The organism is Agromyces sp. NPDC055658 (assembly GCF_053618155.1).
In genome coordinates, this window is record NZ_JBSHHD010000014.1 from 83125 (window position 1) to 96968 (window position 13844).

Sequence of the window (13844 nt, forward strand, 5' to 3'; positions counted from 1 at the left end):
CGAGACCCGTGACCCCGCCGAGGCGTCCTCGACGCCCACCGGCGCCCCGCGCATCGTCGACCAGCACGCCGTCGACCCCCGCATCGCCGTACGACGCACGACACTCGCCGACGGTCGCGAGCTGATCTACTTCGACGACGTCGACACGATGCTGCCCGACGAGCGGTCGATCGACGAGCGCGAGCTCGGCCCTCGCCCGGCGACGGCCGAGATGCGGCAGGACGTGCTCACCGGCGAGTGGATCTCGATCGCCGCGGCCCGCCAGAACCGGGTCGTGCTCCCGCCCGCCGAGCTCGACCCGCTCGCGCCGCAGTCGCCGGGCAACCCGTCCGAGATCCCGAGCCGGTACGACGTCGCGGTGTTCGAGAACCGGTCGCCGTCGTTCGGGCCCGCCATTCGGCCGGCTCAGGGCGCCGAAGGCGGGCTCGCCGGGCTCCGCCGCGTCGGCCTCGAGCGCCGCCTGCCCTCGGTCGGCCGGTGCGAGGTGGTCTGCTTCAGCCCCGAGCACGAGGGCTCGTTCGGCACGCAGCCGGTCTCTCGCGCCCGAACCGTGATCGAGGCGTGGGCGCACCGCACGGCCGAGCTCTCGGGGCTGCCCGGGGTGCAGCAGGTCTTCCCGTTCGAGAATCGCGGCCGCGAGATCGGCGTGACGCTCGGGCATCCGCACGGTCAGATCTACGCCTACCCCTATGTGACGCCGCGCACCGAGCGACTGCTCGCCTCGATCGACGGCTACGGCCCCGGACTCTTCGCCGACCTGCTCGAGCGGGAACGCGGCGGCCCGCGCATCGTGCTCGAGGGCGAGCACTGGAGCGCGTTCGTGCCGTTCGCGGCCCGCTGGCCGATCGAGGTGCACCTGCTCCCCCACCGTCACGTGCCCGACCTCGCGGCGACGAACCTCGACGAGCGGGACGAGCTCGCGGTGCTCTACCGGCGGCTCCTGCGCGGCGTCGACCGGCTCTACGAGACGCCGACGCCGTACATCGCGGCCTGGCACCAGGCGCCGGTGCACGAGCGTCGCGACGAGGTGCGGCTCATGCTGCAGCTCACGAGCCCGCGCCGCGGCGCCGACAAGCTGAAGTACCTCGCCGGCTCAGAGGCCGCGATGGGAGCATGGGTCGGGGATGTCCCGCCCGAAGCACAGGCCGAGGCGCTGCGCGCCGCGATCGAAGGAGTCGCAGAATGACCGTCGCCGACGCCGCCCACGGATTCGCCGAGTGGTTCGGCCGACGGCCGGCCGGGGTGTGGTCGGCGCCCGGCCGCGTGAACCTGATCGGCGAGCACACCGACTACAACGACGGCTTCGTGTTCCCCTTCGCGATCGACCGTCGCACGACGGTCGCGCTCGGCGACCGCGACGACCGGGTGCTGCGCGTGGCGACGAGCCACGAGCCCGAGGCGGTCGAGATCGGCCTCGACGACCTCACCCCCGACGCCGTGTCGGGGTGGGCCGCCTACCCGCTCGGCGTCGCGTGGGCGCTGCGGGAGTTCGGCGCCGATCTCGACCACGCCCGCGGGGTCGACCTCTACATCACCTCGGACGTGCCGATCGGTGCGGGCCTGTCGAGCTCGGCGGCGATCGAGTGCGCGGTCGCGCTCGCGCTCGACGAGCACTGGGGGCTCGGTCTCGACCGCCCCACGCTCGCGAAGGTCGGCCGCCTCGCCGAGAACCGCGTGGTCGGCGCCCCGACGGGCATCATGGACCAGACGGCCTCGCTGCTCGGCGCAGCCGACTCGGCGGTGTTCCTCGACTGCCGCAGCCTCGACGCCGACGTGATCCCGCTCGGCCTGGAGGCCGAGGACCTCTCGCTCCTCGTGGTCGACACCCGCGTGGCGCACGCCCACGCCTCGGGCGGCTACGCCGCGCGTCGGGCGTCGTGCGAGGCGGGTGCCCGGAGCCTCGGCGTGGAGTCGTTGCGCGACCTGCGGGTCGACGGCCTTTCCCGCGCGGCCGAGGTGCTCGACGACGAGACGTTCCGTCGGGTGCGCCACGTCGTGACCGAGAACCAGCGGGTGCTCGACACCGTGCGCACGCTGCGGGAGCACGGGGCGGGGGCGATCGGCTCCCTGCTGGATGCCTCGCACGTGTCGATGCGCGACGACTTCGAGATCTCGGTGCCGGAACTCGACCTCGCCGTGGCGACCGCCCAGTCGTCGGGCGCGATCGGCGCCCGCATGACGGGCGGAGGCTTCGGCGGTTCGGCGATCGCGCTCGTCCCCGAGGCCCTCGTTCCCGACGTGACCCGCGCGGTGACCGCGGCCTTCGCCGACCACGGCTACCGCGCACCCATCGTCTTCACGGTTCGCGCATCGGAGGGCGCCCGCCGGGACGCCTGATCGGCGCCGACCGGAGTCGCGTCGCCTCCGGATCAGGTGCCGCACTCGCAATCGCAGTCGGCCGCACAGTCGCCGGCCTCCCAGCAGTCGACACGACAACGACAATCGTCGAGCAGTATCGGATCGCGTCTCGCGAGGGATGCGGCACGCTCGAGTCGGTCTCGAAGGCGTCGCTGCGCCTCGAACCTGAGGGCGCTCGTGGTCGCCCATCGTCGCTCACCGCATGGAGACCGCGGGCGCGCCGCTCATCACGGTGCGCTCGATGGTGGTACCAGGCGTTCGGCTCGGCACGGTCGTAGTGGATATCGGTGAGCCTCGAGCGTGGGCGGTCGTCGGGCGGGCGCACGTCGAGATGAACGGGCAGACGCCGTCCGGCGTTGTCGCGCACCCAGTCGGGCGGAATCGGGGCCGTCTCGGCGCCCGACTCGTCCAGCACCGCGAGACGCATGCCCGCGAGGCCGACGAGCCGCTCGAGGTCGGCCACGTCGATGCCGTTCCGATTCGCCTCGACACGTGCGATCGCCGCGTGGCTGACGCCCAACCGTCGTGCGAGGTCTCGTTGGCTCAGGTCGAGCTGTCGACGAACCCTGAGGACCACGCCGACCACATCGAATCGAGGGGTCTGCGCAGCGACGGGTTCCCCGTCGCTCCGTCTCCCCTCCAGCGGTCCTCCGCTCTTCTCCATCGGTCCTCCGCCCCGGGCGCGACCTGCGCCACTGCAGGTGCTCTCAGGAGGCAGTGTCCTGCTCGCCACCCACATCCATCACGCCGTCGTGATTCCCTCGGCGCGACTACGACACTGAATCGCCCTGCGACTCAGTGTCGTAGTCGCGGGAGGGGGGATCGACATCGGCGTGGAAGCCGGCCGCGAGCGGGATGCAGCGCAAACGCAGGCCTGTGGGCCGCAGGGAAGTTCCGCCGTGGCGCGCGGATGCCGCGCGATTCCGGTCAGGCTGACTCGGCGGCCGATTCTCGGGCGGGCTCGACGGCGCGGGGCGTGCCGCCGGTGATGCGGACGAGGTCGTCGAAGGTGGTGGGGAACACGGTCTTGGCGTGCCCGGCGGCGGCCCACACGACGGGGTAGGCGGCGAGGTCGGTGTCGACGATCGTGCGCACCGGAGCGGGGTGGCCGAGCGGCGCGACGCCGCCGATCACCTGGCCGGTCGCCGCCTTCACGGTCTCCTTCGACGCTCGCCGGATGACGCCGCCGAGCTCCGATCCCAGCCACTCGGTGTCGACGCGATGGGCGCCCGACGTGAGCACGAGGATCGGTTCGTCATCGAGCGTGAACACGAGCGAGTTGGCGATCTGGCCGACCTCGACGCCGAGCGCGTCGGCCGCGAGCTGGGCGGTCGTCACGGCGTCGTCGAACCACACGATCTCGGGCTCGAGTCCCTGCGCGGCGAGGGCCGCGGCGACGCGGTCGACGGCAGCATGCGACGGGGCGGAAGCGGGTGAGCTCATCTCCCGATCCTATGGCGCGTCGCGGCTGGTGCCGCGCTGAGCCGAGAAACGGGCGCGACACCCCGATGGCGTAGAGTGCGCGCGTGCCACAGCCTTCGCTCGCCCGCCGACTCGGGCTCCGCGACGCCGTCGTGATCGGCCTCGCCGCCATGATCGGCGCCGGCGTCTTCGCCGCGTTCGCCCCCGCCGCTGCCGCCGCCGGCGAGGGGCTGCTCATCGGCCTCGCGATCGCCGCGATCGTCGCCTTCGCGAATGCGAGCTCCACCGCGCAGCTCGCTGCGCGCTACCCCGAGTCGGGCGGCGCCTACCGCTACGGGCGCGAGCGGCTCGGAGCATGGCCCGGATTCCTCGCCGGTTGGGGGTTCGTCGTCGGCAAGACCGCGAGCTGCGCCGCGATGGCCATGACGTTCGCCGCGTACCTCGTCCCGACGGCATGGCAGCGACCCGTCGCCGCCGCGGCCGTCATCGTGCTCGCCGCCGTCAACCTCCGCGGCATCACCCGCACGGCCCGGGCCGCGAGCATCATCGTCGCGGCCGTGATCTCGGTGCTGCTGCTCGTCATCGCGGCCGGCGCCGGTCCGCTCCTCCAGCGCGGCATCCCCCTCGACGGGCTGCTCGATGCCGGCTGGCCCGGCATCCTGCAGTCGGCGGGCCTCCTCTTCTTCGCCTTCGCCGGCTACGCGCGCATCGCGACCCTCGGCGAGGAGGTGCGCGACCCCGCCCGGACGATCCCGCGCGCCATCCCGGTCGCCCTCGGCATCGCGGTCGCGCTCTACGCCCTCATCGGCTCCGTCCTGCTCGCCACCCTCGGCGCCGATGCACTCGCGACGTCGACCGCACCGCTCGTCGACCTCGTCGACGACGTCGGCTGGACCTGGGCCGCCCCGATCGTGCGCGTCGGCGCGGCCGCCGCCGCACTCGGCGCCCTCCTCGCGCTCATCGCCGGCATCGGCCGCACCGCGCTCGCCATGGCCCGCGACGACGAGCTTCCGCGACCGCTCGCCTCGGTGCATTCGCGGTACCGGGTGCCGCACGTCGCCGAGATCGTCGTCGCGGTGGCGGTCGTCGCCCTCGTGCTCACCGTCGACCTGCGCCAGGCGATCGGCTTCTCGTCGTTCGGCGTGCTCGGCTACTACCTCGTCGCCAACCTCGCCGCGATCACCCAGCCCGCGAACGAACGCCGCGTCCCCCGCGCGCTGTCGGTGCTCGGCGCGATCGGCTGCATCGTGCTCGTCGTCACGCTGCCGCCTGGCGCGATCGCGGCGGGCGTCGCCGTCTTCGTCGTCGGCGTCGCCTGGCGCCTCGTGACCCAGGCGATCCGAAGGCGCCGCAGCCGCCGCCGATAGGCTGTCGCCATGTCCGTCGATCCCAGCGCACGCCTCATCCCACTGGCCGGCATCGCCGCCCCCGCCGTCGCCGACAGCGCGTTCGTCGCGGCCGGCGCCGTGATCGTCGGCGACGTTCGCCTCGAGGCGGATTCGAGCGTCTGGTACAACGCGGTGCTGCGCGCCGAGGCCGAGCCGATCGTGCTCGGCGAGGCGTCGAACCTGCAGGACACGGTCGTCTGCCACGTCGACGCCGGCTACCCGCTCACCGTCGGCCGTCGGGTCTCGGTCGGCCACGGCGCCGTGCTGCACGGGTGCACCGTCGAAGACGACAGCCTCGTCGGCATGAACGCCACCGTGCTCAACGGCGCGGTCATCGGCGCCGGCTCGCTCGTCGCGGCCGGTGCGGTCGTGCTCGAGGGCACGATCGTGCCGCCCGGCTCGCTCGTCGCCGGGGTGCCCGCGAAGGTGCGCCGCGAACTCAGCGACGCCGAACGCGAGGGCATCCGCCGCAACGCCGCCTCGTACCTGCAGCACGTCGGCGAGCACACCGCCGGCGCCTGACCCGGCACCGCGATCGGCGACGCCGCCACCGTCGGACTACGCCGCGTCGGACAGCGCCGCGTCGGACAGCGCCGCGTCGCCGCGCGCTTCGCCCGACGGCATCGATTCGAGCATTCCCTGCTCACGGTGGATCGACTCGGTGCCCGGCCGCGTCGTGACCGATCGCTCGCTCCGCACGGGGTCCGTGAGCACCCCGTCGGCCGGCATGGAGCCGGCGAGCACGGCGTGCGCGATCGCGGAGGACGACCCCGCCCGCGAACCGCCCGGCAACGCACGCCGCACCGCGCGCACCCGGCGCACCGCCCACCGCGTCGGCACCGCGACGACCATCGACAGCGCCCCGGCGACAGACCGATCGTACGGCCCGAGCATCCGCTTCCGCTCGAACGCCCGACGCACCGCACCGCCGACGAGGTCGTGCCGTCGAGTCGGCGCCGGCAGCAGTCCGGCCGCACGCCGGTCGAGCAGTTCCTCGAGCCGATCGGACCAGTCGTCGAAGGCCTCGCCGTGGAAGTAGTTGTCGACGAGCCAACCTTCGGCCGGCGGCTTCGCCACCCACTCCGCGACCGCCGCGCCGTCGCCGAACAGCCCGCTGCCAGCGAACACCGTGTTGATCAGCTTCGGGCCGACGCCGAACTCGTCGACGACGATCGCGGGCACCCCGGCGGCCACCGCTTCGAGCACGGCCGTCGAACTCACCGTGACGAGCATCGACGCGCGTCCGAGGTGCTTCGCCATGGGCCCGTCCTCGACGACCAGGTTCGGCGGGACGCCGCCGAGGCGGGCGCGTACCTCGGGATCGGCGAGGAGGTCGGCGTAGTCGTGCGCCTCCGCGTGGGTCTGCGCCTCGCCGCGCCGAGCCCTGACCTTGACGACGACCCGTCGGGTCGGCCGCCGCCGCGCGGCATCCGCGAGCAGGCCGAGCATGCGCACCCGGTCGTCGCGCTCGGCCGGCACCTTCGCCTGGGCGGCGAACACGAGGTCGCCGTCGGGCGGCGTCGATGCCGACGTCGACGCGAAGGCCGCCACCGGCGCAGACGCCACGTGCGGCGTCACCGGCGCGGCATCCCCGTCACCCGGCGATGCGCCGCGTCGGCGCGCCGTGAGGAACGGCAGCGTCGCGAGCCCGAACCCGACCCGCACGCCGAGCCCCGCGGCCAGCTGCTCGAACTCGCGCACCTCGCGGCGACTGTGGAGCACGACGAGATCGACCTGTTCGCGGTAGACCACCGCCTTCGGGACCGCCGGGATCGTGAGCCCCGGGAAGCCGCTCAGCAGGACCGGCCTCCCGGGCAGCGCCGCGACGATCGGCGCGACGACCCGCACGAAGGGACCGCGCAGTGCGAGCAGCACGGCATCCGGCCGGCGGGCGGCGAGGCGTCGCTCGAGCGACGCCAGGTCGAGCCGGCGCACGCCCTTCGCATGGAACGACGAGCCGGCGAGCGCGGCGCCGAGCTGCCGGTCGCTCGGCATCACGGGCGTCGTCACCACGATGAGCTCGGCATCCCAGCCGGCCGGCAGGCGTGTCGCGAACGCCGCTCCCCACTTGACGTACGAGTCGGAGTCGGCGACGACCACGAGGCGACGACGTGCCTCGGGCGCGCCAGAGGCCTCCGTGACGGCGCGACGCGCTGGTCCGCCCGCCGAACCCGCGTTCACAGCGCCGGCACCCGTCGCAGCTTCGCGCGCGGCGCCTCCTCGCCCGGGAACACGCGCTTCGCACCGTCGCCCATCGCGTCGCCGATCACCCTGATGTCGCGCACCAGGTGATCGAAGCCGGTCGGCTCGAGCGATGCGGCCTGGTCCGACCCCCACATCGCCCGGTCGAGCGTGATGTGCCGTTCGACGGCGACGGCGCCGAGTGCGACCGCGGCGAGCGAGATCTGGAGGCCGCGCTCATGCCCCGAGTACCCGACCGGGACACCCGGGTAGCGGCGTCGCAGCGCGTCGATCACGAGGAGGTTCGCCTCCTCGGGCGGCATCGGGTAGCTCGAGGTCGCGTGCATGAGCACCAGGCGCTCGGTGCCGAGCACCTCGACCGCCCGATCGATCTCGTCGAGGGTCGACATGCCGGTCGAGCAGATGACGGGCTTGCCGGTCGCGGCGATCGCCTCGAGCAGGGCGAGGTCGGTGATCGAGGCCGAGGCGACCTTGTGCGCGACGACGTCGAGGCGCTCGAGGAACGCGACCGACGGCACGTCCCACGGCGAGGCGAACCAGTCGAGCCCCGAGCGCATCGCGTACGACGCGATCTCGAGGTACTCCGACTCGCCGAACTCGACCCGGTACCGGTAGTCGAGGTAGCTCATCGTGCCCCACGGAGTCTCACGCGAGACATCCCGCATGTGCTCGGGCGTTGCGATCTCGGGCGTGCGCTTCTGGAACTTGACCGCCTGCGCACCCGCCTCGGCGGCGACGTCGATCAGGCGCTTCGCGATCTCGACGTCGCCGTTGTGGTTCAGGCCGATCTCGCCGATGACGTACACGGGCTGACCCGGGCCGACCGACGAACGGCCGATGCGGACGGTGTTCATGCGAGGGCTCCCTGCGGTGCTGTTCGGTGTGCGGAGGGTTCGGCCGCAGTGGCGGCTCGTTCGCGGGGTGCTGCGCCGGTCGCACCGTCGCGGGCCGCGAGCACGAGCTCGGCGAGCTCGCGCACCGCGCCGTCGCCGCCCCCGGCCTCGAGCACGAGGCGGGCGGCGTCGCGCACCGCGGGCACCGCATCGGCGACGGCGAGCGGCCACCCGACGAGCGCCATCGCCGGCAGGTCGCCGACGTCGTTGCCGAGGTAGGCGATGCGTGCGAGCGGGATGCCTCGGGCCTCGGCCCATTCGGCGAGCGCGGGGGCCTTGTCGTGCATGCCCTGGAGCACGTCGACCCGCAGCTTGGCCGCTCGCGCGGTCACCACGCGGTTCGTCTCGGCCGAGAGCACGAGCACCGGAACGCCCGCCGCGCGGAGGCGGGCGACGCCCTGCCCGTCGCTGCGGCTGACGCGGACGAGCTCGCGTCCCTCCGTGTCGATCCAGGCGGTGTCGTCGGTGTGCACCCCGTCGAAGTCGGTGACGACGGCGTCGACGTCGACGACGCGTGCCGGCCGGTCGATGAGCTCGACGAGCGCCCGCGCGACCACGAGGTCGGCGGCGGTGTCGATGTCGACGCCGTGCAGCTGGGGCACGACCTGCGGCGCGATCCGGCCGAAGAAGCGGTGCCGTGCCGCGCGGAAGCCCGCCGTCCGCATCGCGGTGAACGCGCCGGTCTCGCGGAACTCCGGTTCGCGCTCCTGCCTGCGGTGGCGCACCGCGGCGTCGTGGTTGGCGCCGAACACCGAGCCGTCGCCGGCGGCGCGCCACACGAAGGCGTGGCTCTCGACCGCCGCGAACACGCTGTCGGCCTCGTGGCTCACGACCCGTGCGACCGCGGCGTCGAGATCCGACGGGTCGATGAACGGCGATGTCGCCTGCACGAAGAGCGTGACCGCGGGCAGCGGGCCCCGGGCCTCGAGCTCGTCGAGTGCGTGCAGCAGCGCCGATTCGCTCGACGCCGTGTCGCCCGAGAGGTCGGCCGGCCGGTCGACGACGGTCGCCCCGGCGGCGCGCGCCACACGTGCGATCTCGTCGTCGTCGGTCGTGACCACGACCGCGCCGACGCTGCGTGCGGCATGCGCGGCCGCGACGGCGCGACCGACGAGGGAGACCCCGCCGAGGCGCATCAGGTTCTTGCCCGGCAGGCCCTTCGACCCGCCGCGCGCCGGAATGATCGCGACGGCGACGCCGCGCTGATCGGTCTTCGACTCGGCCATGCGGGCAGGCTACGGATCCGAGGTGGCGCCGGGGTGGCGCGCGCGTTGCGCACCGGTGAACGGTCGGGCATCGCCGCCCACAGATCGCGTGCCAAGGGCATCCGCCCCGGCGCGGATCAGCGCTGCGGGCCCTGCTCCGCCGCCTTCACGACGTTCGCGAGCAGCATCGCGCGGGTCATGGGGCCCACGCCGCCCGGGTTGGGCGAGAGGTGTCCCGCGACCGCTGCGACGGCGGGGTCGACGTCGCCCGTGAGCCGGCCCTTGCCGGTCTCCTCGTCCTGCACGCGGGTGATGCCGACGTCGAGCACCGCAGCGCCGGGCTTGATCCAGTCGGGCTTCACGAGGTGGGGCACGCCGACGGCGGCCACGACGATGTCGGCGCGGCGCACCTCGGCCGCGAGGTCCTGCGTGCGCGAGTGCGTGAGGGTGACGGTGGCGTCGAGGCCCTTGCGCGTGAACAGCAGGCCCAGGGGCCGGCCGACGGTGAGGCCGCGCCCGATGACCGTGACGTGGCGTCCTCTGATCGGCACGTCGTAGCGCTGCAGCATCTCCACGATGCCCGCGGGCGTGCACGGCAACGGCGAGTGCAGCTCGCCCTCGATTCCGAGCACGAGGCGGCCGAGGTTCGTGGGGTGCAGCCCGTCGGCGTCCTTGTCGGGATCGATGAGCTCGAGCATCGCGTTCTCGTCGTGCCCGGCGGGCAGCGGCAGCTGCACGATGTACCCGGTCACCTCGGCTGCGGCGTTGAGGTCGCTGATCGCCGCGCGCACGTCGGCGGCGGTCGCCGTGGCCGGCAGGTCGACGCGGATCGACTCGATGCCCACCTCGGCGCAGTCGCGGTGCTTGCCCGCGACGTACGAGCGCGACGCCGGGTCGTCGCCGACGAGCAGCGTGCCGAGGCCGGGCGTGACGCCGCGGGCCCTCAGTTCGGCGATGCGTGCGGCGAGCTCGTGCTTCACGGCTGACGCCGTGGCGACCCCGTCGAGCGTGATGGCGGTCATGGTGCTCCTCGGTGGGCGAGCGGGTGAACGGATGCGACGGGGTCGGTCCGGCCGGGGCGACGTCCGCCGCCCCGACCGGCGCGGCCTACTGCTGCAGGCCGGGGTAGAGCGGGAAGGCGGCGGTGAGCGCCTCGACCCGGGCGCGGAGCGCCGCGACATCCGCCTCGCCCTGCAGCGTCAGCGCGATGATGTCGGCGACCTCGGTGAACTCGGCGTCGCCGAAGCCCCGAGTCGCGAGCGCCGGGGTGCCGATGCGCAGGCCCGACGTGACCATCGGCGGGCGCGGGTCGAACGGCACCGCGTTGCGGTTGACGGTGATGAGCGCCTCGTGCAGCAGGTCTTCGGCCTGCTGGCCGTCGATCTTCGAGTTGCGGAGGTCGGCGAGCACGAGGTGCACGTCGGTGCCGCCCGTGAGCACGTCGACGCCGGCCGCGCGCGAGTCGTCGGCGGTCAGGCGGTCGGCGAGGATCGCGGCGCCGCGCAGCGTGCGCTCCTGGCGGTCCTTGAACTCGGCCGAGGCGGCGATCTTGAACGCGGTGGCCTTTGCGGCGATCACGTGCATGAGCGGGCCGCCCTGCTGGCCGGGGAACACGTTCGAGTTGAGCTTCTTCGCGAGCTCCATGTCGCGCGAGAGGATGAAGCCCGAGCGGGGGCCGCCGATCGTCTTGTGCACGGTCGACGACACGACGTCGGCGAAGGGCACCGGGTTCGGGTGCAGGCCCGCGGCCACGAGGCCCGCGAAGTGCGCCATGTCGACCCAGAGCTTCGCGCCGACCTCGTCGGCGATCTCGCGGAACGCGGCGAAGTCGAGCTGGCGGGGGTACGCCGACCAGCCGGCGATGATGACCTGCGGGCGGTGCTCGAGGGCCTTCTCGCGGACGACGTTCATGTCGACGAGGAAGGTCTCGGGGTCGACGCCGTAGGCGACGGCGTTGTAGAGCTTGCCCGAGAAGTTGAGCTTCATGCCGTGGGTGAGGTGGCCGCCGTGGGCGAGCTCGAGGCCGAGGATGGTGTCGCCTGGCGTCGCGATCGCGCTCAGCACGGCCGCGTTCGCGGTCGCGCCCGAGTGCGGCTGCACGTTGGCGTACTCGGCGCCGAAGAGCGACTTCGCGCGCTCGATGGCGAGCGACTCGGCGACGTCGACGTACTCGCAGCCGCCGTAGTAGCGACGACCGGGGTAGCCCTCGGCGTACTTGTTGGTGAGCACGGAGCCCTGCGACTGCAGCACCGAGACGGGAACGAAGTTCTCGCTCGCGATCATCTCGAGGTAGTCGCGCTGGCGACCGAGTTCGAGTTCGAGAACCTCGGCGATCTCGGGGTCGACCTCGGAGAGGGGCGCGTTGAAGACGGATTCGGCCAAGACTGGCTCCTTCATGACATACGGACCTAGGGGGTGCTGCCGCTGCGACTCGCGCAGCAAGCAGGCGTACCGGCCCAGGCGTGCGGTCGGTCCGTGCCAGTCGCTCCCCGATGGGAATCCATCTCAACGCCAGTCGCGACGACGCAAGCATAGCAATGGATGCCTCCTGCCGCCGCCGCTCGCGACGTGACAAGGCCGTCGGGATGCGGCACCGGGAGCCGGCGGCTCTTCCGCACGCCCGTCGTCCCGTGGCAGGATGTCCGACGAGACGATTTCGTCAAGATTCCTGTCTTTCGATTGGGAGGGCAAAGATGCCGAACGCCGCCGTCCGCACCGCCGTGGCCGTCGCGACGGCATCGCTCCTCGTGCTGTCGGGCTGCTCGGCGGACTCGGACGCGAAGGCCGAGTTCTCCGGCATCGTGCCGGCGCCCGCGCGGTTCGAGCTCACCGACCGGGGCGCATTCACCCTCGGCGAGCGCACCCGGCTCGTCGTCTCCGGCGACGGCGCCGCCGCCGTCGCCGAGACGTTCGCCGCACCGCTCCGCACCGCGACCGGGTTCGAGCTGCCGGTCGAAGAGGGCGCGGCCGAGGCATCCGACATCGAGCTCGTCATCGACCCCGAGGTCGAAGGCGGCGAGGGCTACACGCTCGACAGCGGCGCCGACGGCGTGCGGATCGCCGCGTCGGCACCCGCCGGACTGTTCTGGGGCACCCAGTCGCTGCGGCAGATGCTGCCGGGCGAGATCGAGGAGGCCGACCCGATCGAGCCCGAGGGCGGCTGGCAGGTGCCCGCGGCCTCCATCGTCGATCGGCCGCGGTTCGCGTACCGGGCCTCGCTCGTCGACGTTGCGCGCCACTTCTTCCCCGTCGACTACGTCGAGCAGCACCTCGACCGCATGGCGCTCATGAAGATGAACGTGCTGCACCTGCACCTGACCGACGACCAGGGCTGGCGCATCCAGATCGACGCGTGGCCGGAGCTCACCGGCATCGGCGCGTCGACCTCGGTCGGCGGCGACGGCGGCGGCTTCTACACGAAGGACGACTACCGCCGAATCGTCGACTACGCCGCCGACCGGTTCATCACCGTGGTGCCCGAGATCGACCTGCCCGGGCACACGAACGCGGCGCTCAGCGCGTACCCCGAGCTCAACTGCGACGGTGTCGCGCCGAAGCCGTACGAGGGCGTCGAGGTCGGCTTCTCGTCGCTGTGCGCCTCCCCGGCGCGCGCGGAGGCGACCGATCGCTTCCTCACCGAGGTGCTCGCGGAGGTGGCGGAGATGACGCCCGGCCCGTGGATCCATGTCGGGGGCGACGAGCCGCTCGCGACCGAGCCCGACGACTACCTCGACCTCGTGCGTCGCATCACGGCGGCCGCCGCGGCGACGGGCAAGACCGTGATCGCCTACCACGAGATGGGGGCCTCGACCGAACTGCCGCCCGGCACGATCGGGCACTACTGGGACCTGACCGCCGGCCACGAGATGCCGGCGAACCGGCGCGGCGAACCCGCGCGCCCGTATCCGGAGTCGGCCGGCCAGGCGCATGCGTTCCTCGAGCAGGGCGGCAGGCTCGTGCTCGCGCCGGCCGACAAGACCTACCTCGACATGATGTACCCCGACCGTCCGGCGGGCCCGCTCGGCACCGAGCTCGGCACGCGTTGGGCCGCCACCATCACGCTCGAGGAGGCCTACGGCTGGCAGCCCGAGGCGACGATCGACGGGCTCGACGAGTCCGACATCCTCGGCGTCGCCGCCTCGGTCTGGACGGAGACGCTCTCGAACGCGGCCGACTTCGAGTTCATGGTGTTCCCACGCATCGCCGCGATCGCCGAGGTCGGCTGGTCGCCCGCAGACGCGCGCGACGAGGAGGGCTTCCGTTCACGGTTGACGACGCTCGGCGCCCACCTCGACGGGCTGGGCGTCGCCTACCGGGAGGTCGGCGGGGTCGACTGGCCCGGCTAGCGGCGGATGCCTCGGGGCCGACCCCGAGGC

The 13844-nt window shown here is 73.1% G+C and carries 12 protein-coding genes and 1 riboswitch; of the genes, 5 read left to right on the forward strand and 7 right to left on the reverse strand.

Translation table 11 applies throughout. The features are described from left to right. Positions 1 to 52: 52 nt before the first annotated feature. Positions 53 to 1186, forward strand: coding sequence for a galactose-1-phosphate uridylyltransferase (gene galT / locus ACWGPE_RS08830; protein ID WP_452048524.1), 1134 nt, complete (start codon positions 53 to 55; stop codon positions 1184 to 1186). Continuing rightward, positions 1183 to 2337 carry a galactokinase gene (galK, locus tag ACWGPE_RS08835; RefSeq protein ID WP_231430212.1) on the forward strand — a complete coding sequence of 385 codons (1155 nt, stop codon included), beginning with the start codon at positions 1183 to 1185 and terminating at the stop codon, positions 2335 to 2337. Before galT ends, galK begins: the two co-directional genes overlap by 4 nt. Here galK and ACWGPE_RS08840 read toward each other — a convergent pair. Both ACWGPE_RS08840 and ACWGPE_RS08845 read right to left on the reverse strand, forming a co-directional pair. Then, positions 2297 to 3097, reverse strand: a complete 801-nt coding sequence (locus ACWGPE_RS08840; protein WP_452048517.1) for a helix-turn-helix domain-containing protein — start codon at positions 3095 to 3097, stop codon at positions 2297 to 2299. The two genes, galK and ACWGPE_RS08840, sit on opposite strands and share 41 nt — an antisense overlap. 188 nt (positions 3098 to 3285) lie before the next feature. Continuing rightward, the gene (locus ACWGPE_RS08845; RefSeq protein ID WP_275505517.1) at positions 3286 to 3801 is read right to left on the reverse strand and encodes a YbaK/EbsC family protein; all 516 of its coding nucleotides are present in this window, start codon (positions 3799 to 3801) and stop codon (positions 3286 to 3288) included. An 83-nt stretch (positions 3802 to 3884) separates the two neighbouring features. Between ACWGPE_RS08845 and ACWGPE_RS08850 the strand changes: the two genes are divergently transcribed. Then, entirely contained in the window at positions 3885 to 5147 is a 1263-nt protein-coding gene (locus ACWGPE_RS08850) for an APC family permease (protein ID WP_452048518.1), read from the forward strand. A gap of 9 nt (positions 5148 to 5156) precedes the next feature. Further along, positions 5157 to 5690, forward strand: coding sequence for a gamma carbonic anhydrase family protein (locus ACWGPE_RS08855; RefSeq protein WP_275505515.1), 534 nt, complete (start codon positions 5157 to 5159; stop codon positions 5688 to 5690). 36 nt (positions 5691 to 5726) lie between these two features. Here the strand turns inward: ACWGPE_RS08855 and ACWGPE_RS08860 are convergent, their stop codons facing one another. The 5 genes from ACWGPE_RS08860 to glyA form a co-directional block, all read right to left on the reverse strand. Next, the gene (locus tag ACWGPE_RS08860) at positions 5727 to 7349 is read right to left on the reverse strand and encodes a DUF6716 putative glycosyltransferase (protein ID WP_452048519.1); all 1623 of its coding nucleotides are present in this window, start codon (positions 7347 to 7349) and stop codon (positions 5727 to 5729) included. After that, a complete protein-coding gene (locus ACWGPE_RS08865; RefSeq protein WP_231430206.1) occupies positions 7346 to 8224 on the reverse strand; it encodes an N-acetylneuraminate synthase family protein in 879 nt (292 codons plus the stop codon). The genes ACWGPE_RS08860 and ACWGPE_RS08865 overlap by 4 nt, the downstream gene beginning before the upstream one ends. Then, the gene (locus ACWGPE_RS08870; RefSeq protein WP_452048520.1) at positions 8221 to 9489 is read right to left on the reverse strand and encodes a cytidylyltransferase domain-containing protein; all 1269 of its coding nucleotides are present in this window, start codon (positions 9487 to 9489) and stop codon (positions 8221 to 8223) included. Before ACWGPE_RS08870 ends, ACWGPE_RS08865 begins: the two co-directional genes overlap by 4 nt. Positions 9490 to 9605: 116 nt before the next feature. Continuing rightward, positions 9606 to 10490, reverse strand: a complete 885-nt coding sequence (locus tag ACWGPE_RS08875) for a bifunctional methylenetetrahydrofolate dehydrogenase/methenyltetrahydrofolate cyclohydrolase (protein ID WP_452048521.1) — start codon at positions 10488 to 10490, stop codon at positions 9606 to 9608. Between the two features lie 85 nt (positions 10491 to 10575). Further along, entirely contained in the window at positions 10576 to 11850 is a 1275-nt protein-coding gene (glyA, locus tag ACWGPE_RS08880; RefSeq protein WP_275505514.1) for a serine hydroxymethyltransferase, read from the reverse strand. Between the two features lie 65 nt (positions 11851 to 11915). Continuing rightward, positions 11916 to 11997, reverse strand: a riboswitch (ZMP/ZTP riboswitch). Positions 11998 to 12161: 164 nt separating this feature from the next. Between glyA and ACWGPE_RS08885 the strand changes: the two genes are divergently transcribed. After that, positions 12162 to 13814 (forward strand): beta-N-acetylhexosaminidase, encoded by a 1653-nt coding sequence (locus ACWGPE_RS08885; RefSeq protein WP_452048522.1) that lies wholly within the window; start codon positions 12162 to 12164, stop codon positions 13812 to 13814. The last annotated feature ends 30 nt before the right edge of the window (positions 13815 to 13844 follow it).